26 protein-coding genes are annotated in these 25,304 nt (G+C 60.8%); 6 read left to right on the plus strand and 20 right to left on the minus strand.

Annotated features, from left to right (window positions below; all coding sequences use genetic code 11):
• Nucleotides 1-26: 26 nt before the first annotated feature.
• The 4 genes from J5286_RS06970 to J5286_RS06985 all read right to left on the minus strand — a co-directional run bounded on the left by J5286_RS06970 (nucleotide 27) and on the right by J5286_RS06985 (nucleotide 5,485).
• The gene (locus tag J5286_RS06970) at nucleotides 27-2,372 is read right to left on the minus strand and encodes an LPS-assembly protein LptD (RefSeq protein WP_209189764.1); all 2,346 of its coding nucleotides are present in this window, start codon (nucleotides 2,370-2,372) and stop codon (nucleotides 27-29) included.
• Nucleotides 2,372-3,460 carry an LPS export ABC transporter permease LptG gene (gene lptG, locus J5286_RS06975; protein ID WP_209189765.1) on the minus strand — a complete coding sequence of 363 codons (1,089 nt, stop codon included), beginning with the start codon at nucleotides 3,458-3,460 and terminating at the stop codon, nucleotides 2,372-2,374. The genes J5286_RS06970 and lptG overlap by 1 nt, the downstream gene beginning before the upstream one ends.
• Entirely contained in the window at nucleotides 3,457-4,623 is a 1,167-nt protein-coding gene (locus tag J5286_RS06980) for an LptF/LptG family permease (protein WP_209189766.1), read from the minus strand. The genes lptG and J5286_RS06980 overlap by 4 nt, the downstream gene beginning before the upstream one ends.
• 97 nt (nucleotides 4,624-4,720) lie before the next feature.
• Entirely contained in the window at nucleotides 4,721-5,485 is a 765-nt protein-coding gene (locus J5286_RS06985; RefSeq protein ID WP_511458218.1) for a phosphatase PAP2 family protein, read from the minus strand.
• A 183-nt stretch (nucleotides 5,486-5,668) separates the two neighbouring features.
• Between J5286_RS06985 and J5286_RS06990 the strand changes: the two genes are divergently transcribed.
• Both J5286_RS06990 and J5286_RS06995 read left to right on the plus strand, forming a co-directional pair.
• The gene (locus J5286_RS06990; protein WP_209189767.1) at nucleotides 5,669-7,168 is read left to right on the plus strand and encodes a leucyl aminopeptidase; all 1,500 of its coding nucleotides are present in this window, start codon (nucleotides 5,669-5,671) and stop codon (nucleotides 7,166-7,168) included.
• Nucleotides 7,165-7,614 carry a DNA polymerase III subunit chi gene (locus J5286_RS06995; protein WP_209189768.1) on the plus strand — a complete coding sequence of 150 codons (450 nt, stop codon included), beginning with the start codon at nucleotides 7,165-7,167 and terminating at the stop codon, nucleotides 7,612-7,614. The genes J5286_RS06990 and J5286_RS06995 overlap by 4 nt, the downstream gene beginning before the upstream one ends.
• Nucleotides 7,615-7,635: 21 nt before the next feature.
• Here the strand turns inward: J5286_RS06995 and J5286_RS07000 are convergent, their stop codons facing one another.
• The 6 genes from J5286_RS07000 to J5286_RS07025 form a co-directional block, all read right to left on the minus strand.
• Complete coding sequence (locus J5286_RS07000; RefSeq protein ID WP_209189769.1) at nucleotides 7,636-8,181, minus strand: GrpB family protein; 546 nt, start codon at nucleotides 8,179-8,181, stop codon at nucleotides 7,636-7,638.
• A 60-nt stretch (nucleotides 8,182-8,241) separates the two neighbouring features.
• Nucleotides 8,242-9,168, minus strand: coding sequence for a Gfo/Idh/MocA family protein (locus J5286_RS07005; RefSeq protein WP_209189770.1), 927 nt, complete (start codon nucleotides 9,166-9,168; stop codon nucleotides 8,242-8,244).
• A gap of 119 nt (nucleotides 9,169-9,287) precedes the next feature.
• Nucleotides 9,288-10,127 (minus strand): polysaccharide deacetylase family protein, encoded by an 840-nt coding sequence (locus J5286_RS07010; RefSeq protein WP_209189771.1) that lies wholly within the window; start codon nucleotides 10,125-10,127, stop codon nucleotides 9,288-9,290.
• Nucleotides 10,128-10,256: 129 nt separating this feature from the next.
• Complete coding sequence (gene abc-f / locus J5286_RS07015) at nucleotides 10,257-12,140, minus strand: ribosomal protection-like ABC-F family protein (RefSeq protein ID WP_209189772.1); 1,884 nt, start codon at nucleotides 12,138-12,140, stop codon at nucleotides 10,257-10,259.
• A gap of 53 nt (nucleotides 12,141-12,193) precedes the next feature.
• The gene (locus J5286_RS07020) at nucleotides 12,194-13,243 is read right to left on the minus strand and encodes a GGDEF domain-containing protein (protein WP_209189773.1); all 1,050 of its coding nucleotides are present in this window, start codon (nucleotides 13,241-13,243) and stop codon (nucleotides 12,194-12,196) included.
• Between the two features lie 141 nt (nucleotides 13,244-13,384).
• Nucleotides 13,385-13,900 carry a DinB family protein gene (locus tag J5286_RS07025; protein WP_209189774.1) on the minus strand — a complete coding sequence of 172 codons (516 nt, stop codon included), beginning with the start codon at nucleotides 13,898-13,900 and terminating at the stop codon, nucleotides 13,385-13,387.
• A 203-nt stretch (nucleotides 13,901-14,103) separates the two neighbouring features.
• Here J5286_RS07025 and ndk point away from each other — a divergent pair, with 203 nt between their 5' ends.
• Nucleotides 14,104-14,526 carry a nucleoside-diphosphate kinase gene (ndk, locus tag J5286_RS07030; RefSeq protein WP_018898730.1) on the plus strand — a complete coding sequence of 141 codons (423 nt, stop codon included), beginning with the start codon at nucleotides 14,104-14,106 and terminating at the stop codon, nucleotides 14,524-14,526.
• 71 nt (nucleotides 14,527-14,597) lie between these two features.
• Here ndk and J5286_RS07035 read toward each other — a convergent pair whose 3' ends face one another.
• Nucleotides 14,598-15,101: a hypothetical protein gene (locus J5286_RS07035; RefSeq protein ID WP_209189775.1), complete on the minus strand. Its 504-nt coding sequence runs from the start codon at nucleotides 15,099-15,101 to the stop codon at nucleotides 14,598-14,600.
• Complete coding sequence (locus J5286_RS07040) at nucleotides 15,098-15,649, minus strand: CGNR zinc finger domain-containing protein (protein ID WP_209189776.1); 552 nt, start codon at nucleotides 15,647-15,649, stop codon at nucleotides 15,098-15,100. The genes J5286_RS07035 and J5286_RS07040 overlap by 4 nt, the downstream gene beginning before the upstream one ends.
• Before the next feature lie 64 nt (nucleotides 15,650-15,713).
• Here J5286_RS07040 and J5286_RS07045 point away from each other — a divergent pair, with 64 nt between their 5' ends.
• Nucleotides 15,714-16,610, plus strand: a complete 897-nt coding sequence (locus J5286_RS07045; RefSeq protein WP_209189777.1) for a branched-chain amino acid ABC transporter permease — start codon at nucleotides 15,714-15,716, stop codon at nucleotides 16,608-16,610.
• On the opposite strand, the gene J5286_RS07050 is transcribed toward J5286_RS07045, so the two are convergent.
• From J5286_RS07050 to J5286_RS07070, 5 genes are all read right to left on the minus strand, one after another.
• Entirely contained in the window at nucleotides 16,611-17,072 is a 462-nt protein-coding gene (locus J5286_RS07050) for a molybdenum cofactor biosynthesis protein MoaE (protein ID WP_209189778.1), read from the minus strand.
• Nucleotides 17,069-17,323, minus strand: coding sequence for a molybdopterin converting factor subunit 1 (gene moaD, locus J5286_RS07055; RefSeq protein ID WP_209189779.1), 255 nt, complete (start codon nucleotides 17,321-17,323; stop codon nucleotides 17,069-17,071). Before moaD ends, J5286_RS07050 begins: the two co-directional genes overlap by 4 nt.
• A complete protein-coding gene (pgsA, locus tag J5286_RS07060; RefSeq protein ID WP_018898724.1) occupies nucleotides 17,320-17,910 on the minus strand; it encodes a CDP-diacylglycerol--glycerol-3-phosphate 3-phosphatidyltransferase in 591 nt (196 codons plus the stop codon). Before pgsA ends, moaD begins: the two co-directional genes overlap by 4 nt.
• 110 nt (nucleotides 17,911-18,020) lie before the next feature.
• The gene (gene uvrC, locus J5286_RS07065; protein ID WP_209189780.1) at nucleotides 18,021-20,072 is read right to left on the minus strand and encodes an excinuclease ABC subunit UvrC; all 2,052 of its coding nucleotides are present in this window, start codon (nucleotides 20,070-20,072) and stop codon (nucleotides 18,021-18,023) included.
• Nucleotides 20,069-20,836 carry an SDR family oxidoreductase gene (locus J5286_RS07070; protein WP_209189781.1) on the minus strand — a complete coding sequence of 256 codons (768 nt, stop codon included), beginning with the start codon at nucleotides 20,834-20,836 and terminating at the stop codon, nucleotides 20,069-20,071. The genes uvrC and J5286_RS07070 overlap by 4 nt, the downstream gene beginning before the upstream one ends.
• 363 nt (nucleotides 20,837-21,199) lie before the next feature.
• Here J5286_RS07070 and J5286_RS07075 point away from each other — a divergent pair, with 363 nt between their 5' ends.
• Entirely contained in the window at nucleotides 21,200-21,832 is a 633-nt protein-coding gene (locus J5286_RS07075) for an outer membrane protein (protein ID WP_209189782.1), read from the plus strand.
• Between the two features lie 70 nt (nucleotides 21,833-21,902).
• Here the strand turns inward: J5286_RS07075 and J5286_RS07080 are convergent, their stop codons facing one another.
• Nucleotides 21,903-22,742 (minus strand): oxidoreductase, encoded by an 840-nt coding sequence (locus J5286_RS07080; protein ID WP_209189783.1) that lies wholly within the window; start codon nucleotides 22,740-22,742, stop codon nucleotides 21,903-21,905.
• A 107-nt stretch (nucleotides 22,743-22,849) separates the two neighbouring features.
• On the opposite strand from J5286_RS07080, the gene J5286_RS07085 reads away from it, so the two are divergent.
• Nucleotides 22,850-23,755 carry a LysR family transcriptional regulator gene (locus J5286_RS07085; protein WP_209189784.1) on the plus strand — a complete coding sequence of 302 codons (906 nt, stop codon included), beginning with the start codon at nucleotides 22,850-22,852 and terminating at the stop codon, nucleotides 23,753-23,755.
• Here J5286_RS07085 and J5286_RS07090 read toward each other — a convergent pair.
• Nucleotides 23,746-24,342 carry a glutathione S-transferase family protein gene (locus J5286_RS07090; RefSeq protein WP_209189785.1) on the minus strand — a complete coding sequence of 199 codons (597 nt, stop codon included), beginning with the start codon at nucleotides 24,340-24,342 and terminating at the stop codon, nucleotides 23,746-23,748. The genes J5286_RS07085 and J5286_RS07090 overlap by 10 nt on opposite strands.
• Nucleotides 24,343-24,415: 73 nt before the next feature.
• Nucleotides 24,416-25,288, minus strand: a complete 873-nt coding sequence (locus J5286_RS07095; protein ID WP_209189786.1) for a 23S rRNA (adenine(2030)-N(6))-methyltransferase RlmJ — start codon at nucleotides 25,286-25,288, stop codon at nucleotides 24,416-24,418.
• Nucleotides 25,289-25,304: the final 16 nt, after the last annotated feature.

The following is a 25,304-nucleotide window of genomic DNA, read 5'->3' on the forward strand; positions in this document are numbered from 1 at the left end:
TTTCTTTCGCCGTGCTGCAAAATCGATCAGTTGTTGTAGATGTTACCGTATCCGAGCTCGCTGGCGTCACCGACATTGATGTCGCCGAGAGTACGGAATGTCAGCCTCGCGCCGATCGTCCAGTCGCTCGCCGACTGGTCGCTGGTATCGCGCTTGTCGGAGTAGGCGATCGTAAAGATCGTGCATTCGTCCTCGTAGGTGAGGCCGATGGTCTGGCGCGTGAACGTGTTGTTGTTCAGATCGTAGGCGATACCGCCGAAGATCGACCAGTAGTCCTTGAACTTGACCCGAGCGCGCGTCTGCAGCTCGTCGTTATCCGTGTCGTAGCCATATTCCGGCTGCGCGGAGACGTGGGTGTAGAGGAGCTGGCTCTGGAACGCGTCCGTCTCGAAGCCGGCGGTCAGATCACCGCGGCGAAGCTCGAAGCTCTTCTCGTCGAGGCGGTACGAAGCGGCGAAGGCAAAGCCCTGTGGCGTTTCGATGCCGCCGAGACCGACATAGTCGGATCGAGTGGTCTCAAGACCTGAATCGGCGCCGACGTTCACGAGATCATCCGTGGCGAACGAGTTCTGGCCTGCCAGCTGGAAGGACTGTCCGAAGATGCCGTGCAGCTTGTAGCCGTTGTCGAACGTACCGGTGTACTGGAAGCCGACGTTGGCGCGCGTGCCGCCTTCGATGCGGTCGTAACCGGAAAATTTGTCGCGTTCGAACAGGTTGGTCGCGTCGAAGACCATGCTTTGCGCGTCTTCGTTCGGAAGCCTGCCGGCCAGCGATTCGTTCGGGCGGGCATAGATCTGCATGATCGGCTCGAACACGTGGGTGCTGTTGTCGGTCGTGGCGAGGATCGGATAACGCATTTCGAGGCCAGCCGTCACCATGCCGCGTGTCGCGGCATCGCTCGTATCGTAGTTGCCGCCATAGCCGACCGGGTCGTCCATGTTGAGCGAGAGCGCATCGCCGCGGGCTGACAGCAGCGGCGTGATCAGGACGCCGGCGGGCGTTACGAACGTACGCTTCCAGGTCAGTTCGCCCGTCAGACGCGACGTCTGGCCTTCGAGGCCACGATAGCGGTCGAATCCGGCGACGTCGTAGAAGTCGTCATGGCCGCGCGAAAGGTTGGTGAAGTTCACGTCAGCCGAGACTTCGCCGCCGGCAAGCGGCTGCGGAGCAACATAGTGATAGTCCATCACCGGATAGACGATGGCCTGCTTCTTCTCGGCCGTGTTCGACGGATCGGCGTCCTGCACATCGAAATAGAAGGAGCGCAGGTCGAAGTAGTTCCGCTTGCCGAGCCCGGTCAGATAAATCTGGTTGGTCTGCGTCGAGTTGTCGTAGCCCTTGAGTTTGTAGGTGCGCGAGAAGTTGTTGTCGCTCTGCACCATTACATCCCAGCCGAATGACCAGCGCGGATTGATTTTGAAGGAACCGGTCGAGGCGATCATGCCGCGAGCATCGTTCTGCGCGTCACTGGTCCCTTCAGTGAACGTGCTGGAATTCATCTGGCTGATACCGGCCACGCGCAGAGTGTGCGTGCCGTTCTCGAAGCGCTGACGGAATTCGGCGTCGGCCAGGAAACCCTGCGTTGTATAGCCGGTCCCCGTCACCGTCGCGTCCATGCTGGGCGAGATCACGTAGTAGTAGGGGACAGACAGGCCGAAGCCGAGATTCTGTGCGCTGACGAAGCTCGGGAACAGGAAGCCGGATTTGCGCTTGACCGTGTTGTCGGGAACGACGAGCCACGGAACATAGGCGATCGGATGGCCCAAAAGTTCCATGCGCGCATGCTCGAGACGGATCGTGTGCTTCTCGCCATTCTGAATGACGCGTTCAGCCTTTACCTGCCAGAAAGGTGGCTTCTCGGGCTTCTCCGCGCAGGGCAGACAGGCCGTGTAGACGCCCTTGTTGAGAATCATCTCGGTGCCGCCGACCCGCTCGCCGGTTTCAGCGACGATGCGCGTATTGTCGGGTGTCTCGATTCGAAGCGAATTGATGAAACCGTTCGCGAAGTCATCGGTGACGTCGAGCTTGTCGGAGTACATGCGCGTGCCGTCGGGGCTGACAAGCTCGACATTGCCGAGCGCCATCATCCGGCCGGTCTTCTGATTGTACTCGACTCGCTGCGAGACCATCTTGTAGCCGGCGTAATTGATCTGCACGCCACCTACGGCCGAAACGACTTCAGCGTCTTTGTTGTAGACGAGCTCATTGGCCGAAAGAAGCATCTTGGCTTCCTTCGAAACATTGGGCTTCATGTTTTGCAAAGCGTCTTGAGCGATAGCAACGGGGACGTTGCCGGTATAGCTGCACAGGGCTACGCCTGCGAACAGGGCAACCAACTGCTTACGAACACTTTTGCGGTTGCCTGCCGCCACTAGCCATCCTCCTGATGAAGCAGAATTGTTGCACCCAAAGCCAAGGCGACGATGACCGGAATCCACGTCGCCACGAAAGGCGGGACAACCCCACTGCTTCCGAATGCTTTCACAAGCACGGTGACCACATAAAGCACGAAGCCTGCCAGGATGCCACCCAGAATCACGGACCTCGATTGGTTGAACCGGCTAAATTTTAGGGACACTGTTGCAGCAATGAGAGTCATCGCCACGAGCAACAGTGGTTGGGACAACAAGAAGTGGAATTGCGTCTCTAGAGCCTTGGTCGGAATCCCGAAGGATTTGGCGATACTGATTCGGTTCGAGAGATCAAAAAATGCAATGCTTTCAGGGGCGGTAAGCCTCTGTTCGACGAAGTCTCGTTTCAAATTGGTACGAACCTGTACCTCATCCTTACGCTGAGCGATTTCGCCGGGGCGACGCTCTATAACGTTCTTAAGAAGCCAGTAACCATCTTCCAATTTTGCGGACGCTGCGTCCTGTCTGAGCATGATGTGATTGCTCGAATCGAAGTGCACGAGCACCGCATCGACGAGCATCGTTCCGTCCTCGAGAACACTTCGTGCCCCGATGATAACGTCGTCCTGACCGCTAATCTGGCGGATCCACGGCACCTGTGGACCGCCCTTCGAGGCTCCGGCGTCACCGCGCCAGTTGCTCTCGACATTCGCTGCCTGCCGCTGGCCCCATGCCGCCAGCGGATTGAGGATCGTCATGACGCCGATGCCGAGCAAAAATGCGCCAAAAATGAACGGCGACATGAACTGCCAAGCGGAAATGCCGGCCGCGCGTGTCACCACCAGTTCGTATTTGCGATTGAGGCCGATCAGCACGGTCATGCCGACGAAAAGCGCGATGAACGGCACCGTCTGCTGCAGGATGAGCGGCAGACGAACGGCCGTCATCAGCAAGCCGCCGGTAACTGTATAGCCCGGCAGACCCGACATGCGGCTAGCAGTCTCGCTGAAGTCGACGAGATAGACGATGCCGATGACGCCGAGGAAGAACCACATTGCCGTCGTTGCATAGCGGCGGAAGAAGTAGCGGCCAAGAGTACCGAAAATCATGCATCACCTCCGGCCGAGCGGGGGAGCCGCTGTTGCAGCTTGCGCCAGGCAATGGCGATCCAATTGCCGATGACGCCCAGCAGCGAAATCCTTTTGTGCAAGATCAGCGAGGCAATCGCCATCGCGCTGATTCCAAGCGGCAGGGCGTACAGTATGCCGATGAATATCGGCTTCGACTCGACCTGGTTGGCGGCGTAGAATGTTGCCCATCGAACCGCGAATGCGACCACCAGCGCCGACACCATCGGATGTAAGCGTGCCTCGCGATGCGAACGCGCATCACCGGCAATCGCTAGCGAAATCAATGAAAAGACAAGTGGCAACATCCAGTCGGTCAAGCGTCTGTGAAGCTCCGCGCGGTAGCTTCCGGGCTTGGCGATGTAGTCCTTGTCCTCGGGATCCGGACTAAGCAGGAACGGCAGCTCACGGTCCGAGGCGCGCAGCGTGGACTGGCCGCGATTCTGCGTGAGGTCGGACAGGTCGAACGAATAGGAATCGAACCGGATGATGGAGACGTCGCCGGTCGTGGTTTTCCGGTGCACCTCACCATCATGCATGATCAGCGACGTGCCCTTCTCATCGACAGCACCTTCGCGGGCATAATAGATCAGCTGGAAGGCTGGGTCGCGCTCGTCCACCACGAACAGGCCCTTGAGCACGCGTCCGGCCAGGCGTTCGGAGATCTGCACATAGAGGCCGGTATCGATCTGGCGGAAGTTTTTCTCTTCAATCACGGTTGATAAGAGATCGGCGTAAGCCGCTGCAATCATTTGCCTCGCGCCCGTCTTCGCCTTCGGCTCGACGACGTTATCTACCAGGAACGAGAAGGCGCTGATGACTGCGGCGAGAATGATGATCGGCCGCCAGATGATGCTGCGGCGCGCGCCGGCGGCATCGATGACGGCAAGCTCCGAATCGTTGTTCATCGTCGTCAGCGTCTGTGTGACGCCGATAACCAGCGCGAAGGGCAGTACGACGGGGATGATCGATGGCAGTATGAGCGTGGCGAGTTTGGCGAACGAACCGACCGACTGGCCGCTATCCGTCACCAGATTGATGCGCTGCAGCACCTGTGTCGTCCAGATGATCGCGAGCACGGGCAATAGGGCGACGAGAAACATCTGGCCGACGCGCCGCAATATGTATGTTTCAAGCAGTTTCATGCATGCCCTTGAACGCTCTTCGCGAATTCTTGCCGCCACGCAGCGAAAACCATCTACGCTTTTTGGTTTGCTTTTGCGACAAGCTACCGTCGAAAATTCATTCAATTTTCAGTTTTTTTTCCCGCTGTGGCGAATCGGTCAGCGCCAGGATGCCGGCAAAAACAACGAAGGATGACAACCATCCAAGAATGACGTCGGACAGATAGTGCGCGCCGAAGGCCAGACGCAATGCCGGCGCCAGTAACGAAATCGTGGCCAGCGGCAAAAACAGCGCGCGTCGCGATGCGCGCGGCATGATGAAGAGAAGACAGAGCAGCCAGCCGGCTCCGGCCGCTTCGCCTGAAACGAAAGAACAGTTGGACAGGCATTTGCCCGCTGTCGACCCCGCCGGAACGAAGTCGAGCGCGCCGCCGAAATCGACTGTGGAAAATGGACGAGGGCGCCCCCAATGGTCCTTCAGGATGAAGTTGACGAGAACGATCGGGCCGGCGATCAGCGAACCGAGGGCGATCTTCAGCCTGCGCGCACGCTCGGCGTCGAAGGTGGCGCCGAAATGACCATAGCAATCGGTGAGCTTCCACAGCAGCACAAACGCGGCGATGTAGGGAAGACGCAGGAAAAGCGTACGCAGGACCTGCAGCGTGAATTCCTGGCGGTAGGGAAAGTGCCCGCAGACCTCGCGAAGCGACGTGCAGGCCGGACAGGTCTCGGCGGTGAAAAAATGCGAGGAGACCTCTTGGTCGATCTGCGGAAACAGATTGAAAATGACGAGCAGCGCAAACCAGGTGATGAGAAGGATTTTGAAGATGTCGGGGGCGCTGTAATCCGCGTCGCGTATGGCAGCCGGACTGAAAGCCTTCAATATGGAGTTCAAGACCGGTCCTCGCCGCATCAACTTGTTCGGATGAATAGTCGTCATCCATGACGCTTTGTTGACGCAACTCCCGCGATCCTGAACGTGATGGCCGCGACAAAGACTTGTCTTCAGTGGTGAAAACCTGAATGATCGGGCAAGAGGATTTGAAACGATCCCACTGGAGAAGACATGTCAGCCAAATTCGATATTTCGTTTGAAAAATCTGCCGAAATTGCCGGTGGATACGCCATTCTGTTGCAGGCCAAGGGGCAGGATTTCGCCGCCGGCGCAAGTGTCGCCGACCCATCGGGCGTGGTGGCCAAGGCCGCCAAGATCGCCGGCTTCTCGGCCAAGCTCGCCGGCGCACTCGATATCGTGGCGCCCGAGGGATCGAAGGCCGAGCGTATTTTCGTGATTGGTCTCGGCAAGGCGGACGCTCTGGTTTCGTTCGATTGGCTGAAGGCGGGTGGTGCTGCCGCTTCGAAGATCAAGAACACGACGGATGTGACAATCTTCGTGGATGCGCCCGGCGTGGATGTCACCGCCACGCAGGCCGCCGATTTCGCGCTCGGCATGATGCTGCGTGCCTATGGCTTCGATACCTACAAGACGAAGAAGTCGGAAGACGACAGCAACAGCAAGGACGGCAGCGCGCCGATCAAGGTCCGCATCGTAACCGCAAAGGCATCTGAGGCCGCCAAGGCCTTCGAGGTCTCGCAGGCGGTCGCTAGTGGCGTCAATCTGGCGCGCGACCTCGTCAACGAGCCGGCCAACGTGCTCGGCCCGGTCGAATTCGCCGCCAAGGCCAAGGAGCTTGAAAAGCTTGGCGTCGAGGTCGAGATCCTGACGGAAAAGGAAATGGGCAAGCTCGGCATGGGCGCGCTTCTGGGCGTCGCTCAGGGTTCCGTGCGCCCGCCACGCCTGGCTGTCATGCAGTGGAAGGGCGGCAAGAGCGGCGATGCGCCACTCGCCTTCATCGGCAAGGGCGTCGTCTTCGATACCGGCGGCATCTCCATCAAGCCGGCCGGCGGCATGGAAGACATGAAGGGTGACATGGGCGGTGCTGCCGCCGTCACCGGCCTCATGCATGTGCTGGCCGCCCGCAAGGCAAAGGCGAACGTCGTCGGCATCATCGGCCTGGTCGAGAATATGCCTGATGGCAACGCACAGCGGCCCGGCGATATCGTCACCTCCATGTCCGGCCAGACCATCGAGGTCATCAACACCGATGCCGAAGGTCGTCTCGTGCTCTGCGACGCCGTCTGGTATTGCAACGATCGCTTCAAGCCCAAGTTCATGATCGATCTCGCGACGCTCACGGGTGCGATTCTCGTGGCGCTGGGCAATATCCAAGCCGGCCTGTTTTCCAACGACGACAAGCTGTCGGAGCAGTTGATCGCGGCTGGAACCGAGACCCACGAGCGCCTCTGGCGCATGCCGCTGGGCAAGGAATACGACAAGATGATCGACAGCAAGTTCGCTGACATGAAGAACACCGGCGGTCGCCATGCCGGCTCGATCACGGCGGCGCATTTCATCGGCCGCTTCGTCGGCGACACGCCCTGGGCGCATCTCGATATCGCCGGCACCGCCATGGGCTCGCCGTTGGACGAGATCAACCAGTCCTGGGGTTCGGGCTATGGCGTCCGGCTGCTCGATCAGCTGGTGCGCGCCAACTACGAATCATGACCGAGGTCCTGTTCTACCATCTGACCGAATCCAAGCTGGAAGACGCGCTTCCGCCGTTGCTCGACAAAAGCGTCGAGCGCGGCTGGCGCGTTGCGGTTCAGATGAAGGAAGCGACTCACAGAGATGCGCTCGATGCGCATCTCTGGACCTTCCGCGAAGACAGCTTCCTGCCGCATGGCACGGATGAAGGGGAACTCGCCGGCAATCAGCCGGTTCTCCTGACCGTTGCCGACGATAACATCAACGGCGCCACCGTCCGCTTCATCGTCGCCGGCGCCGAGCCGCCGCCGCTCGATCCCTACGAGCGGATCGTCTTCATGTTCGATGGCTATGACCAGGAACAGCTCGAAGGCGCACGCGCGCAGTGGAAGAAGCTGAAAGGTGAGGGGCATAGCCTCACATATTGGCAGCAGACGCCCGAGGGGCGCTGGGAAAAGAAGGCCTAGCCGGGGCAAACGCTGGCGGGATCAGACGATCCCGGCATCCTTGACCACCTTCTCGATGAAATCGTGCTTGGCTCGGGTATACTCCGCCCGGCTTGCCGCATGCGTGCCGGCGAGGTCGACTTTCAGCTGTTCATAGGCGCGGGCGATATCGGGATCGGCGCGCAGCGCATCGCGAAACGCCAGCATGCGGTTCCAGTTCTCGCCGCGATACTCCACGACATGCACCAGATGCGTCCTTGTCTCGCCCTTGATGCCACGCCCGAAGATGTGGTCGTCAGGAACGAGATCGGTGCCGGCATAATCGTAGCCGATGCTCTCCATCGCGCCGACGCAGGCGGGGCCATCGGCGAAGTAGCGAATGCCGACCATGATGTCGATGATCGGCTTGGCCTTGATAGCGGGAATCGATGTGCTGCCGACATGCTGGATGTCGATAACGGTGTCGCCGAGCGCCTGGCGGATCGCCTCGGCTTCTTCCTCGTAAGCATCGTGCCACAAGGTATTGACGTCGGAGAGCGAGACCGTCAGGTTCTTCAGCCCGAGACCGAACGCTTCATCATCGCGCATGCCGAACCTCCACGATACTGATGACCGGGTCACAGTATCACGAGGTTCGGCAATTTCGAATCAATCGTGGAACGCTTCTACGAACTTGCGCCGGCCGAGCATGAAGGCGTCGGCGACGTGGCGGAGCGGCGCGAGGTCGACGTCGGACTTGCCGGCCTTGACGATCTCCGCGAAGCGACGATAGAGCGAAGGATATTCCTCTTCTGGCGCCTCGAATTTCAGCTCGCCGTTGATGGAAAGCTTCGAACCGCCTTCGGCCAGAACCATCTTGCCGGCTGTCGTCTCGGCAAAGATATCCCAGCTCTGCTTGCCCGTCTGGCGCCAGTCGAATTCGACATGCGCGGGGACGTTGTCGGCGTTCTTGAAGTGCAGATCGGCCGCGATCGGCGCGTCGCGGTTTTCCGGGAACTCCAGCGTCGCGCTGGTCAGGAAGATCGCCTTCGGCAGGATGTGCGTGACGATCGACAGCGCGTTAATGCCGGGATCGAACACGCCAAGACCGCCAGCCTGCCAGATCCAATCCTGATTCGGATGCCACTGGCGCACGTCTTCCTTCCAGACCACGTGAACGCTTTCGATGGTCGTGGATGCGAGGAAGGACTTCGCTGCCTCGACGGCCGCCGCATAGCGCGAATGCCAGCTGGCAAACAGCGAGACACCCTTGGAGGCTGCCAGCGCCTCGAGATCGGCAACTTCGCTTAGTGTCGCGCCCGGGGGCTTTTCGAGGAACACGTGCTTGCCAGCAGAAAGCGCCTTGTGTGCGGCCTCGTAGCGGTACTGCGGCGGCATGCACAGCGACACCGCGTCGATCTCGGGCACGGCGTCGAGCATCGCGTCGATCGTCGTAAAGCTCTGGACGCCATCGACCGTGCCGTGACGGCTCGCCGTGGCGATCAGGTTGAAATCCGGGTTCTTGGCGATGGAGGGAAGGTGCTGGTCGCGGACGATCTTGCCGACGCCGACGATGGCGAGGTTGATGGGTGACATGCTGTTGGCTCGCTTCGGTGTTTCGCTCAAAAGTATGATTATTGGGCGCCTGTTTTAACAGAAAGACGCCGGCGGGCAAGCGCCGGCCTCTGCTGTGAACCTCGAATTCCGCAGTCGAATTACAGCGATGCCATAACGGTCGGCGCAACCGGCTTCTTGAACTTCAGGGTCACTACCTTGTAGCCCTCGGCTTCCAGCTTGGTGAGCAGGGTGGGGAGCATGGTTGCGGTGCGATTGTGGATGTCGTGCATCAGGATGATGCCGCGTCCGCGCTTGTGGAGAAGGTCGAGCGTGCGTTTGGTCACGGCGACGGGCGTCGTGTTGAAATAGTCCTTGCTGTCGACATCGACGTCCATCACGACCATATCCCGCATGGCGATCGCGGCGCGCAGTTTGTGGCTGTCGGCGAGGTAGGGGAAGCGGAAGAAGTTGACCTCGACACCCGTGGCCTTCGTCACCGCCGCTTCGCCGCGCATCACTTCCGCCATCGCCATGTCGAAGGTCAGCGAGGCCAAGTTGTCGTGCTTGTAGGTGTGGCTGCCGATCGCATTTCCGTCCATCGCGACCTTGCGGGCGAGTTCGGGATGCAGCGCCGCCATTTCACCGACCATCATGAAGGCGCCCTTGACGCCGAACTCGTCCAGCGTCGCCAGCACGCGGTCGGTGCGGCCGGGGATCGGGCCGTCGTCGAAGCTGAGAATGACTTCCTTGTCCTGCAGACGGATATCGTGGATCGACGAAACGGTCATGGTGCGGCCGGCGAGGTGATGCTGCCTGCCGAAGCCACGTGCGCGGGGCTGCCCGGCCGCATCGCCGCCGATCGTGTCCTGCTTGCCTTCAGGCGCCACGATCGACGAGGTCTTGATCGTCTTGTCGGGCGCGGGCTGCTTTGTAGTCTGGCAGCCGGCGAGGGTGGCGGCGCACAGAAGAAGGCCGGAGTAAAAAGCGAAGCGATGCATGAAGAGTGTCTCAACAAATCAGTAATGAATGTTGAGACAACCTTGATGATTATGGTTAACGATCGGTTTCTTTCGACCGTTCGCGCGCTAACAAATGTTAGCTTCGAAGCGCTCGAGTAACGACTGTGGCTATCCCGCCATAGCCTCTTCGTATTCGGACGAAAGCTCCAGCCACTGTTCTTCGGCTGCCGCCAGCTTGGCGGCCGCTTCGCCGCGCTGCTTTGCCTTCTCGGCGGCCTTCGCCGGCGCCTTCTCGTAAAGCACCGGATCCGCAAGTTCCGCATCCAGGCCCTGAATCAGTTTCTCCAGCTTCCCCGTCAACGATTCGATTTCGTTGATCTTTTTCTTGAGAGGGGCGAGCGAGGCGCGCCGGTCAGCATTGAGCTTGCGCTGGTCCGCCTTGGTCGCTGTCTCCTCAGTCACTTGCGGCTTTTCGTCTTTTTTTTTGCCGGAGGCGACGATGAGGTCGCGATACTCGTCCATGTCGCCTTCGAAGGTGGTGACCGTGCCATTGTTGACCAGCCACAGCCGGTCGACGGTCGCCTCGATCAGGTAGCGATCGTGTGAGATCAGGATGACGGCGCCGTCATAGTCGTTCAGCGCCTCGATCAGCGCCCGGCGGCTGTCGATGTCGAGGTGGTTGGTCGGTTCGTCGAGAATGAGCAGGTTCGGCGCATGGAAGGCGGCAAGCCCCATCAGCAGGCGTGCCTTTTCGCCACCGGACAGATCCTTGGCGGCCGTCGACATCTTTTCCGTCGCAAGACCCATCTGCGCGACGCGGGCGCGAACCTTGGCCTCCGGCGCTTCCGGCATCAGCCGGCGCACATGTTCGACCGGTGACTGGTCAGGGATGAGGTCGTCAAGCTGGTGCTGGGCGAAGAAGCCGATCTTCAGGCTGGGAGCCAGCTTCACTTCGCCGCTTTCGGCCGCAAGTCTGCCGGAGATGAACTTCGCGAAGGTTGACTTGCCGTTGCCGTTCGAGCCGAGAAGCGCGATGCGGTCGTCATTGTCGATGCGAAGGTTGAGCCCCTTGAGGATCGGCTTGCCCGGCTCGTAGCCGACAGCGCCGCCCGATATGGCGACGATCGGGGAGGCGGGCTGCTTCTCCGGTTCGGGGAAGGTGATCGGCTGCACGTGATCCTCGATGACCGAGGCCACCGTGCCCATGCGCTCCAGCGCCTTGACGCGGCTCTGCGCCTGCCGGGCCTTGGAGGCCTTCGCCTTGAAGCGATCGATGAAGCTCTGCAGATGCTTGCGCGCCGCGTCGTTCTTCGCCTTCGCCTTGGTCTGCAACTCGTCGGCTTCCGCCTTCTGCCGCTCGAATTGGTCGTAGCCGCCGCGATAGAAGGTGAGCTTCTTCTGATCGAGATGCACGATCGAGTTGACGGCATTGTTCAGGAGGTCGCGATCGTGGCTGATGATCAGCACCGTGTGCGGATAGCGGCGAACGTAATCCTCAAGCCAGAGCGTGCCTTCGAGATCGAGATAGTTGGTCGGCTCGTCGAGCAGAAGCAGGTCGGGCTCGGTAAAGAGTACCGACGCCAGCGCCACGCGCATGCGCCATCCGCCTGAGAATGACGATGCCGGCCGCGCCTGCGCTTCCTGGCTGAAGCCGAGGCCGGACAGGATGCTGGCGGCGCGCGCTTCGGCCGAATGCGCGTCGATGTCGACCAGGCGCATCTGGATCTCGGCGATGCGGTGCGGATCGCTGGCCGTCTCCGCCTCCGCCATCAGCGCGCTGCGCTCCTTGTCGGCGGAGAGCACGATTTCGATCAGCGAATCTTCCGTACCCGGCGCCTCCTGGGCGACCTGACCGATGCGCGCATTCTTCGGGATCGTGATCGAGCCGGTCTCAGCCCCGAGATCGCCGGTGATGATGCGAAAGAGGGTGGACTTGCCGGCGCCGTTGCGGCCAACGAGACCAGCCTTCGTGCCCGCGGGCAGCGAGACGCTGGCATGGTCGAGGAGCAGGCGGCCGGCAATGCGGGCGGAGATATCGCTAATCGTGATCATGCCCGGCGTTTTGGCCGAAAGCCGCGATCAGCGCAAGAGCTTGAAGAGGCCTCTCAGCGCCCGAAGGCCTGCACCGGGAGGCGCCGGTTCGATTGCGCGGCATGCAGCGCGATACGGGCATTGGCCTGCAGCTGCGAGGCCGTCGCCGCGTCGGCGCTCAGGGCAACGCCGAGCGATACCGTCAACTTGGCGTTCTGTCCGGCGTCCGAGGTCGCGAAGACCACGTTTTCTTCCACGGAGTTGCGCAGGCGTTCGGCGATCGCCATCGCCTCCTGCATGCCGACATTGGCGAACAGGAAGGTGAACTCGTCGCCATCGGTGCGGGCCACGAAGTCGTGCTTCTTGATCGACTTTCGGAAAAGGTCGGCGAGCTTCTTCAGAAGACGGCTGCCGGTCTGCGTGCCGTAGCGGCTGTTCAGCGCCTTGAAGTCGTCGATATCCATCATGATCAGCGCGCTTCCGGCCGAGCCTTCCTCGCGCTCATAGAGATCGAGCACGGTCTTGTTGAGCGCGGTGCGGTTGGGAAGGCCGGTGAGTCGATCGGTCGACGACGCCGTTTGAGCAGCCGCAACGCCGCGCTCCAGCGCTTCCATCCGATCGACGTCGTGGCGCAACTTGGTCTCAAGATCGGTCTCGGCGGTCAGGAGGCCGGCGAGCGAGGTCGACAGGAACTCCATCTCGCTCATGAAGGAGGAGAGGCTCTGGTCCGGGCTGCCGGTGATCGATTTCAGCGCGGTTTCCGCCGCGCGCATGAAACTCTGCTTCTGCTTTACGCCTGATGTCAGGCGCTCGACGGCATCGCGCAGCATCTTGCTCATCTCGGCCTGCGAGGTCTCTCCGACCAGTCCGCAATGGCTGACGAGGCGATACTTGAGGCCGAGTTCGTCGAGCGATGGCTGCCGGGGTGCTGCGCCAAGCGAGGCGATATCCTGCGCAAGCGCGGCGTTCTGGCCGACGATCGCCTCATGAAACAGCTCGTAATTGCGCGGCAGGCCGGAAACGCCAAGGCGCGTCATGTGCTGGCTGATGCGTTGAATATCCGTGACCGGTGCCGGACGGGATGTCTCGCGTTGCGCCTGCGGGCTCGATGCTGCACTTGCCATGTTGCACTCCTCGCTCGTCGGCCCTGTCCGGCCTCGTTCTCTCCCCTATGCACCGGACTATTTAAGATGGGCTGAATTTGCACCTTTGCCGAGTAAATCCGTTTCCGGGATTTCGCCAACGCGGTTAATGCCGCGTTTCCGTCATGCGCTCAGCCAGCGCTTGCCGTCGCTGTGCAGGAAGTAGCTGAGATCGAGCGACAGGCTTGGCTTGCCGAGCGAGGTCAGCGTCATGTGGCACTGGCCGCGATGATGCGTCTGGTGGTTGAACAGATGCGACAGCGCCGGCCACAGCGGCTGCGTGATCGCGCCGGGGCGGGTGACTGGGGTATAGCTGAACGTACCCGCGAGCGCCTCGGCATCAAGCGTATCGACCCATTCGGCGATCCTGCTGTCCTCCCGCTCGCGCGCTGCGCGCAGGGCAGTGAGGTCGTCATGGAGGATACTGTCGAGCGTCGTAGGCGCGTCGCCCGACCCTGTGAAGCGCTTCATCCAGATCCGGTCGGCCGACAGGATGTGGTTGAGCGTTGCGTTGAGCGAGCCGAAGAAGGCGCCGCGGTTTTCCCGGTATTCGGCATCCGTCAACTCCGAGGCCGCAGCATAGACCAGTTCGTTGGCCCAGCGGTTGTAATCTGCAAACATCGCATATTGTTTCTGCATTTTGCCCTCCATCTCGTGATCCGTTCTATCTTATGGAGCTTCGCCAGCAATGGTGCTGATGGCTTCATGAAATTCCGTCATCGCCTCGCACCAAACTGTCCCGCTCTGTGACGGACGCGTGAAATTCGCGCAGCCCCCTTGTTTTCAGCCTATCGGACGGGTAAACACCGCCCACTTTTCCCCGATGAATGAGGATTATTACAATGGCGATTGAACGCACCTTCTCGATGATCAAGCCGGACGCAACGAAGCGCAACCTGACCGGCGCCATCACCAAGGTATTCGAAGATAACGGCCTGCGCATCATCGCCTCCAAGCGCGTATGGATGTCCAAGCGCGAAGCTGAAGGCTTCTACGCCGTTCACAAGGAACGCCCCTTCTTCGGCGAACTGGTTGAAGGCATGACCTCCGGCCCGACCATCGTTCAGGTCCTGGAAGGCGAGAACGCCATCCTGAAGAACCGCGAAATCATGGGCGCCACCAACCCTGCCAACGCTGACGAAGGCACGATCCGCAAGCAGTTCGCTCTGTCGATCGGCGAGAACTCGGTTCACGGCTCGGACGCTCCTGAGACCGCTGTCCAGGAAATCGCCTACTGGTTCGCAGAAACCGAAATCGTCGGCTGATTCAAAAGCTCAGCCCAACAGCTGAACCTTTTGAAATGACTCCGAAAGCCCGGCCACCGCGCCGGGCTTTTTCATGTCTTGGGGCAGGTGTCGGCGCTGTCATAATCCACGGTCCCATCCGCTTTGAAGACTTCAGGGTTCTTGGTGTAGAGCGGCCCGACCACCAGCGGCTTGCCCGGCATGATCGACTGATCGACATCGGATGTGACGGTCGTCTTTATGCTCTGCAGCTCCTTTCCAGCGGCATCGACCAATCGAATACTGACGGCGTAGGGCCTGTCCTTCTTCACGCAATGGATAGGCGGGCTTTGCAGGCTGATCTTCTCCCACGCCGGAAAGATCTTCTCGTTGATCACCAGCGGCGCTCCGCCGGCGGGGTTCTCGAATTCGGCGATCGCCACTGCGCCCTGAGGCAGCGGCGCCTTCTTGCTGAGCGTCACCAGATAGGTCGCGATCGCGACGCGGTAGTTGAATACGAAGATATGGCCGCTGACCTGCACCAGCGTGTCGCTCTCGCGCTGGCAACCGCTAAGCACCAGCATGGCCGATACGAGGATCGTTCCGAACGCTCTCATGACCCGTTCTCCTCTTTCCGGCGCCGATAGTGCTTGATCGCCTTGGCGCGGTTGCCGCAGACGGCCATGTCGCACCAGGTCCGGCTCCGGTTCTTGCTGCGGTCGAGAAACAGCCAGCCGCAATTGCCGCAGATCTTCATCCGCTCCGGCTCGGGCGAGGCGATCAGCTTCAGCACCGAATGCGCCGTGGCCCGATCGATGCCAGCAGCATCCGACTTGCCACGCAGCACGATGGCGGCCGCTTCCAGCAGCTCCGCCAACAATTGGTCACTACCACCGGCCAGCACGCGGTCGCGAAAATAGCGATCGGTCGCCTCGCGCAGCGCAATGAACGCAGGTCTGTCACCAGGCGAAGCCGGCGCGACGTCCCCGAAAATCGCCCGCTCGGCACAGAAATTCGCCGCCGCCTGCGGAAAGGCATGCAGCTGCGCATCAACGGCAAAGCGATCGATACGGCGTGCCTCGTCGTGCCGCAACACGACGCTGTTGGCGACATCGAATGCGAGCGCGCCGCCGGAGAAACGGTGAGGGGTCCACGAGAATGTCATCTGGAAAATATAACTGGTAAAAGCAATTTTGCCAGTTATGATTTCGGCGAAATAGGATATGTCGATGGCCTATCTCTTGCAGCAACTGGCGAATGCGGTGCCGCTGGCGGCCCTTTATGCCGCGCTGGCCTTCGGCTATGCGGTCGCCTTCGGCGTCACCAAGCGCCCCGACATCACCTATGGCGCGCTCTTCGCCTTCTCCGGACAGATCCTGCTGCTCTTCACCGATTTCGGCTACAACAAGCTTTGGCTGGTCCTGCCTGCGGCACTCGCGCTCGGTGCTGCGGCCTCGTTGGTTTATGCGATGGGGGCGGGGGTGTGGATCGGCCGCTCGGTCATGCTGCCGCTGGTGCGTCAGTCCTCGAACACGGTCATCGTCGCCGCACTTGGCGTCACAATCGTGCTGATGGAGACGGCGCGTCTGGCATCCGACACCCGCAGCCTCTGGCTATCGCCGTTTCTGAATGGCCATGTCGTCTTCTGGCAGAGCGATGGCTTCGAGGTGGTGTTGACCGAGATGCAGCTGATCAACACGGCGCTGATGTGCGGCTTCGTGGCGATCGGCGCCGTGATCCTGAAGCGAACATCCTGGGGCCGCGCCTGGCGCGCCGTCACCGATGATCCGAAAGCCGCCGAACTCTGCGGTGTCAGCGCCGCAAGCGTCTTTCTCACGGCCTACGCCGCCGCCGTCCTGATGGCGACGCTGTGCGGCATCCTCTCCACAGCCTATTACGGCACGATGGATTTCGGCGCCGGGCTGATGTTCGGGCTGAAGGTCCTGATGGTGGCTGCTGTCGGCGGCTATTCGGACCCGCTGAAATCGGCGGGTGGTGCTGCCGGCCTCGGTCTGGTCGAGACGCTGTGGACCGCTTACGGCCCGTTCCTCTGGCGCGACTTCGTGGTCTTTTCGCTGCTTGTGCTTTTGCTGGTGCTCAGTCGGCGTGAACGGGTAATCCCGTGATCAATTCCATTTGTCGCGCGCGGCATCGTCGTGGCCCTTGGCCTCGACCCATTCCCGCTCGACGCCGTCCTTGCCGTGCTCCTTCTTCCAGAAGGGCGCGGAAGTCTTGAGGAAGTCCATCACGAAGTTCGCGCCATCGAAAGCCGCTTGGCGATGCGGGGCGGCGGCGATCACGAGCACGATATTCTCGCCCGCCGCGATCTTTCCGTAGCGGTGAATGGCGGTCAGGCCGTTGAGCTTGAAGCGCTCGATCGCCATCTCGGCGATCCGCATCATCTCCGCCTCGGCCATGCCAGGATAGTGCTCAAGCTCCAGCGCATCCAGCGTTCCGCCTTCGTCGCGGCAGAGGCCGGAGAAAGTTACGACCGCGCCGATACCCGGCTTGCCCTTGCTCAACAGATCGGCTTCGGCCTGCAGGTCGAAGTCCTCGCGCTGGACGCGGATGGTGGGGGAGGTCGTCATCCGCCCGTCATCGGCGGGAAAATGCCGATCTCCCGGGCATCGCCGATCGGCTCGTCGTGCTCGACATGCTCCTGATCGAGCGCGACGCGGATCACGTCGGGAAACTGCAAGGCGGTCTCGTATTCCTCGCCGAGCGTCTTCAGGTGATCGAGAAGATCGGTGACGGTGACGACGTAAGCAGGCAGAGCGATGTCTTCCTCGGCCTTGCCGATCCGCTCGCGCACCCAGGCGAAATAGATGAGCTTGGTCATTCGTCGTTTTCCACGATGTGCTTGATGCCGGCGCGGAAGTAATCATAGCCGGTATAGATCGTCAGGATGGCGGCGAGCCAGAGAAGGCCGATGCCGGTCATCGTGGTGTAGGGGAAGATCTCGTCGCCGGCCGGACCTGCCAGCAGGAAGGCGATCGCCACCAGCTGCACCGTGGTCTTCCACTTGGCGATGCGTGTCACGGGAACGCTGACCTTCAGCGCCGCGAGATATTCGCGCAGGCCCGAAACCAGGATCTCGCGGCAAAGGATGGTGATGGCGGCCCAGATCGACCAGCCGGCAATGGTCTGGTCCGCGGCCACAAGCAGGAGGATCGAGGCGACCAGCAGCTTGTCTGCGATCGGGTCGAGCATGCGGCCGATATTCGACGTCTGGTTCCAGATACGGGCGAGATAGCCGTCAAGAAAGTCGGTGATCGAGGCGATGACGAAGATCCAAAGCGCAACCCAGCGGGCCGTATTGCTGATCGACAGTTTTCCTTCGACGAAGAAGCACAGGACGATGAGCGGAACCGCGAGAATGCGGCCGTAGGTCAGCAGGTTGGGGATATTGTATGCGCGCGATGCCATGAAATCTGTCTCTGGTTTGATACGTCCGTAGATGACGGCTTTGACTGCAAAGCGTCAACATTCTTTCTGTTTTTTCGCTGCCTTTGCGTGGAATTTGCGACCGACGCCACCTATTTCGCGGCGTCGTCGTGAAAATGATTGTAAACCTGCTTGGCGACCGTCTCCGAAATGCCTTCGACGGCCATCAAATCCGACAAAGCAGCCCGCGAAACGGCCTTCGCCGTTCCGAAATGCTGGAGCAGCGCACGTTTGCGTGATGGGCCGATGCCGCCGATCTCGTCGAGTGGGTTCTTGACCATCTCCTTCTTGCGCCGCGCCCGGTGCGAGCCGATGGCGAAGCGGTGCGCCTCGTCGCGCATGCGCTGGGTGAAGTAGAGCACCGGATCGCGCGGCGGCAGCGTGAAGTTTTCGCCGCCGGGCAGGAAGAAGCGCTCGCGTCCCGCCTCGCGGTCGACGCCCTTGGCGACGCCGATGGCGGTGACACTATCGGTGATCCCGAGTTCCTCCAGGATCGCCCGCACCGCCGTCATCTGCCCCTGACCGCCGTCGATCAGGATCACGTCGGGCCATGCCGGGAAGGGCATGTCGGCGGCATCCGCGGCCGCGACCGGCTGGCTTCTGTCGGGAATGCCCTCTTCCTTGAGCAGGCGCGTGAAGCGCCTCGTCATCACCTCGCGCATCATGCCGAAGTCGTCGCCGGGCGTGATGTCGGTCGATTTGATGTTGAACTTGCGATACTGGTTCTTCACAAAACCCTCCGGCCCCGCGACCACCATGCCACCGACGGCATTCGTACCCATGATATGCGAGTTGTCGTAGATCTCGACGCGCTGCGGCACGTAGGAGAGCTTGAACGTATCTTTGAAGCCTTCGAGCAGCCGCGATTGCGACGCGGTTTCCGCGAGCTTGCGCCCATGCGCCTCGCGCGCATTGCCCATCACATGGTCGACCAGATCGCGCTTTTCGCCGCGCTGCGGCACCAGCACCGAAATCTTGTGCCCGGCCTTTTCGGCGAAGGCGGCGGCGAGCAGTTCCATCTCGTCCACCGTTTCCGAAAGCAGGATCTGCTTCGGCACCGGCTTGTCGTCGTAGAACTGCGCCAGGAAGGCGCTCAGCACTTCGGCGCCCGTCAGCTGCGGATCGGCCTTCGGGAAATAGGCACGGTTGCCCCAGTTCTGCCCGGTGCGGAAGAAGAACACCTGGATGCAGGAAATCCCGCCCTCGTGATAGATCGCGAAGACATCGGCCTCCTCGACACCGGCAGGGTTGATGCCCTGGTGGCTGGAGACATGCGACAGCGAGGCGAGGCGGTCGCGATAAACGGCGGCTTGTTCGAAATCGAGATCCTCGGCCGCCTGGTTCATCGCCTCGGCCATATGCGCCTTCACCTTCTGGCTCTTGCCGGAAAGGAAGTCCTTCGCCTCCTGCACCAGTTCGCCATACCCCGCATCGCTGATCTCATGCGTGCAGGGCGCCGAACAGCGCTTGATCTGGTAGAGTAGACAAGGGCGCGTGCGCGTCTCGAACACGCTGTCGGTGCAGGTGCGGATCAGGAATGCGCGTTGCAGCGAGTTGATCGTGCGGCCGACGGCGCCCGCCGAAGCGAAGGGGCCGAAATAATCGCCCTTGCGGGCGCGCGCGCCGCGATGTTTCAGGATCGCAGGCGCACGATGGTCGCCCGATATCAGGATATAGGGAAACGACTTGTCGTCGCGCAAAAGCACGTTAAAGCGCGGCCGCAACCGCTTGATCAGATTCGCTTCGAGCAGAAGCGCCTCGATCTCCGTGCGTGTCGTCACGAACTCCATATGCGCGGTCTGCCGCACCATCTGCGCGATGCGGTTGGAGTGCACGCGGCCGAGGGCGTAATTGCTCACGCGCTTCTTCAGGCTGCGTGCCTTGCCGACATAGAGAACGTCGCCGGCCTCGTTGAACATGCGATAGACGCCGGGGCTGTTCGGCAGCCGCTTGACGAATTCCGCGATCAGGTCCGCGCCGACAAGCCCGGTCTCGTTGCTGCCGCCTTCGTTCCAGTCGATGGCAGAAGCAACCGGCGCGCCAACGGGCGAGGCAGAGCTTTCGCTTTCCACCTCGATATCGTCGTCGATCTCGTCATTTTCGTCGTAAAGAACGCCGCCATCCGGCAGCTTCCTTGAATTCATTCCGTAATCTCCGCCACATCGGGCGTCTGCCAGGCAAGATGCTGGCCGCCGTCGAGGGCAATCATTTGGCCGGTGATGGAGGGCGTATCATAGAGGAAGCGGATCGTCCGTCCGAATTCGCCGAATCCCGGCCCCGCCTTCATGATAAGGCCGTCGACCTGCTGCTGGAAGTCCTCTTCGCTCTGTCTAGCACTTCGAACCGTCGGCCCCGGCCCGAGCGCGTTGACGCGAATACGTGGCGCGAAGCTCTGCGCCATCGTCTGCGTCGCAGTCCACAGCGCCGCCTTGGACAATGTATAGGAATAGAAGCCCGGATTGAGCGCCCAAACCCGCTGGTCGATGATGTTGACGATCAGCCCCGCGGCACCCTTCGGGAGCTGCTCGGCAAAGGCGGAAGACAATATGGACGGCGCGCGCACGTGCAGCGCGAAATGATCGTCCCAGGCTGCAGCGTCAAAGTGGTGTGCCGAATCATTATGGAAGGCCGAGGCGTTGTTGACGAGCAAATCGAGCGGTCCAAGCGCCTCAAACGCCTTTTTTATCAGTCCGTTGGTGGCTTCGGCATTCTTCAAATCGGCGTGAAGCGCGATCGCGTTTTTGCCCTCTTGCCGCAATTCTGCCGCAAAATTTTCCGCCTCGGCGATGGAACCATTCGCGTGGATCGCAACCGAGAAGCCGCTCGCTGCAAGATCTTCGACTATCGCACGGCCTATTCTCTTGGCCGAGCCCGTCACCAACGCTGTTCGAAGTCTTGTCTCGCTCAAAATCCTGCCTCTTCATCCCGCAAATCTCTGCGGTGCTTATATAGGCGGCCGATCAGATCTTATAAATAGGCGTCTTGATTGCGCACAGAACTCGGATATTGTACGTATTATTTAAGAATATAATTCGATAAAATAAGTATTCATGATTTAACGCTTGGTTAGGGTTAATGAAGTGTTTGTTGCGATAAAGCAACATCGAATTTCAGCCACCCCTAAGCCACAATCAAATCACATTTTGGCTCTTCCAAATCCTCATTTGCGCATCAATTTCCCTCTCGATCCGAAAGGGACATGCGTAATTGCTCGCGAATGCTTCACGTTAACACAGTTGATGAAGGGCGCGGGTTCGATAAGGAGATGAGTATGCGTACGTTTATTGCTAGCCTGTTGGTTTCGACCGTTGCCCTTGGTGGCTTTTCCGCTGCTTACGCGGCCGATGCCGTCGATCAGATCCCGGAAGCCCCGGTCGCCCAGAACGACGTTGCCCCGACCGGCAACTGGCAGGGCTTCTATCTCGGTGGCGCCGGCACCTACAACATGGGCGGCTTCGCTCACGACTATAACGCTCGCGCTTTCGGCGGCCAGATCTACAGCGGTTACAACTGGCAGCAGGGCCAGATCGTATACGGTGTCGAAGGTGACATCGGCTACTCCGGCGCTGACGGCGCTGTCGACGGCGGCACTGCCAAGAACGAAGTCAACGGCTCGATCCGCGGTCGTATTGGTTACGACCTGAACCCCTTCCTGTTCTATGGTACGGCTGGTCTGGCCGCCACCAAGAACAAGTTCAGCAACGCCGCTGGTTCCGACAGCGACAGTGCTCTGGGCTACACGGTCGGCGCCGGTGCCGAAGCCATGGTGACCAACAACATCACGGCTCGTATCGAATACCGCTACACCGACTACCAGAAGAACGACTTCAACGTCGGCGGCGCGAACATCTCGCGCGGCTATGACGAGCACAGCGTCAAGGTCGGTATCGGCATGAAGTTCTGATCATCCGATCAGGGAAATGAAAAAAGCCGGGGCATCGCTCCGGCTTTTTTGTTGCGTTTCGTTTGGGGCGTCATTCCCCCTCGGGAAAGTCCGTCGACACCGCGAGTTCCCGCCATGCGGCCAGCTCCTCGGCAACGCTTGCGTTCTTCTTCTCGATCGCAGCCACCGTGTCGCTGCCGAAGGGCATGCGCAGCGGCGGATTGTCGGAATGCGCCAGTGTGATCATCGCCTTGGCGAAGCGGGCAGGGTCGCCTGGCTGCTGGTGGTTATGGCTGGCGGCAAAGTCGCGCATCGCTCCCACAGGTGTCTCGGCGTAGTCGGCGATCGAGCTTGGGCTGACTGACAGCGAGGTTTCGTCGAGGAAGTCGGTGCGGAAGAAGCCGGGTTCGACGACTGTCGCCTTGATGCCGAGCGGCGCGACCTCGGCGGCAAGCGCTTCCGTCAGTCCTTCGACCGCGAACTTGGTCGAGCAATAGACGCCCCAGCCGGCATGTGAGACATAGCCGCCGATCGACGAGATGTTGAGGATATGGCCGGAACGCTGGCGGCGCATATGCGGCAGCACCGCGCGCGTCACCTTCAGCAGGCCGAAGACATTGGCCGCGTAGAGCTTCTCGATCTCGTCGTTGGTCGCCTCTTCAACGGCACCCAGCAGGCCGAAGCCGGCATTGTTGAGCAGGATGTCGATCCGGCCGAAGCGCTTGACGGCCTGCTCGGCGGCGGCGTGCGCCGAGGCTTCATCCGTCACATCAAGCGCGACCGTCAACAGATTCGAATGATTCTGGAATTTTTCCTGCAGACCTTTCGGATTGCGCGCCGTGGCGACGACGGCATCGCCGGCATTGAGAGCTTCCTGGGTGATAAGGGCGCCGAAACCGCGCGACGCACCAGTGATGAACCAAACACGCATGACGTTTTCCTTTCGGGTTGTGATTTGCTGACACCCCGAAACTAGCCTATGGGCATAGATGAGAGAATTTACCTTCTACTCCATGAGCTAGTGAGAAATACTCATCAATGAAACGTGTGCGCTCGACCGATCTTGCGATCTTCCTGGCGATCGCCAATCACCGAAGCTTTCGCAAGGCCGCCGTAGAGCTCGCCGTCACGCCTTCGGCGCTGAGCCACGCGCTGAGAGCGATCGAGGAGCGGCTGGAAGTCCGCCTCGTCAACCGAACCACTCGTGGCGTGGCGCTGACGGAGGCAGGCGAGCGGCTTTTCGATCGCATTCGCCCGGCCTTCCTCGATATCGACGCCGCACTGGATGATCTCGACACCTTCCGCGGTCAGCCCTACGGCAAGCTGCGCATCAACACACCCCGCGCCGCCGCCAAGCTCGTGCTGCTGCCGATCGCCTCGCGCTTCCTGAAAGCTCATCCGTCCGTCGAGGTCGATATCGTCATCGATGATGCCCTTGTCGACATGGTCTCGTCAGGCTTCGATGCGGGCATACGCTTCGGCGAAAGCATCGCGGCGGATATGATCGCGGTCCCCATCGGGCCGCGCCACAGCTTCGCGGTCGTCGGTACGCCGGGCTATTTCGAGGGCAGGGGCAGGCCGCAGACGCCGCATGATCTGAAAGACCACGTCTGCATCCGGTTCCGCTTTGCTGGCGGCGCCTTCTATCATTGGGAATTCGAACGCGGCGGCATCGAGTTGGAGATCGAGGTGCGGGGCCCGCTGACGCTAGGCGACCAAGACATCATGCGCGACGCCGTGTTGCAGGGCGACGGGCTGGGTTATCTGTTCGAGGATCAGGTGCGTGACGAGATCGAGACGGGCAAATTGGTGCGGGTGCTTGAGGATTGGTGCCCCTATTATCCGGGCTTCTTCCTCTATTATCCGAGCCGCCGGCAGCTGCCGACGGCGTTGCGCGCCTTCATCGATTTCGTGAAAGCGGAGCGCGATCGCGCTCAGCCCTGAGGCTTGAGCTCCGCATAGGCGGGGAACTTCTTCTCGAAGGTCCTGAGCCAGCCGATCAGCTCGGAGTGCTCGGCCTCCCACTGGCCATGAAAGCGCAGGTCGAGATACCCCAGCGTTGCCGCCAGCGAGAAGTGGCCGCCATGCAGCTTCTTGCCGATCTTCGGCAGGTGGACGCTCAGGTGATTGAGGCCGCTGATGACCTTCTTCCACTGCCGGTCGATCCACGGCTGGTGGATCTTTTCCTCGTCGCGAAAGCGGCGCTCATAGACGATGGCGAGCAGGCAGTCGCAAATGCCGTCGCAAAGGGCTTCCAGCACCTCTGCTTCCGTGCGCTTGCCGTTCTTCGACGGATAGAGCTGCTTGCCCTTGAGGCGGCCGAAATAATGCATGATCGCGACGCTGTCGAAGACAGACACGCCGTCATCCGTCAGCACGGTCGGGATCTTGCCCAGCGGATTGTTGTCGACGAGGATCGCGGGGCCGGCATTGGTATCGACACGGATCTCGGTCGCGTCTAGCTCAAGATAGCGCGCGGCCATCCGGACCTTGCTGGAATAGGGGGAGGCGGGCGCGCAAAGGATCTTCATCATCGGTCTCTTTCAAAATGCCTGGCAACGGACTTGCAATGTGGCCGGACTATTTCGTGCCGCAAAGAGTCGGTCAATCCTCTTTCACGGCCTTGTTTTCACCGCGCAGCCAGAACGCCCGGTGCGAGGCATAGCGGTCCTGCGCCATGTGATCCCTGAGCGCTGGCAGCAGCTGGTGCAGCTCGTCCTTGAGCGTATAGGGCGGGTTGACGATGATCAGCCCCGAGCCGGTCAGTCCGGTCACCATCCCCCGGTCGCTGCGCACGGTGAGCTCGGCGCAGAGTGTCTTCGGAATGTCCAGCGCCTGCAGCGCCTCGTGGAATTCCTTGATCGGCGCACCCTTCTTGATCGGATACCAGAGGCAGTATGTGCCGCCGGGAAAGCGGCGATAGGCCTTGGCGAGACCATCGACCAGCCGCTCGTACTCGCCGCCTTCCTCGAAGGGCGGATCGACAAGCACGATGCCGCGCTTCTCCTTCGGCGGCAGATGCGCGCCAAGCGACAGCCAGCCGTCGAGTTCGGTGATGCGGGCATGATGGTCGCCTTCGAACAGGCGATGCAGCCGCTGGAAATCCTCGGGATGTAGCTCCATCGCCGAAAGCCGGTCCTGCGGACGGAACAGCATGCGCGAGAGCTTCGGCGAGCCGGGATAGTAGCGCATGCCGCCGTCAGGATTGAGCTCGCGGATCGCGGTCAGGTAGGGTTCCAGCAATTCGGCCACCTGCGGCGAAAGCTCGGCCTCCATGATCTTGCCGATCCCTTCGCGCCATTCGCCTGTCTTCTGCGCCTCTTCCGAGGAAAGATCGTAGAGCCCGATGCCGGCATGCGTGTCGAGCACGCGGAAGCCCGCATCCTTCTTCTGCATGTAGCGGACGAGACGCGCGAGAACCGCGTGCTTTAGGACATCGGCAAAGTTGCCCGCATGGTAGATGTGGCGGTAGTTCATTTTCGCTGATGCCTAC

The sequence above is a fragment of the Rhizobium sp. 16-488-2b genome (genome assembly GCF_017741815.1).
Taxonomy (GTDB): Bacteria; Pseudomonadota; Alphaproteobacteria; order Rhizobiales; family Rhizobiaceae; genus Rhizobium.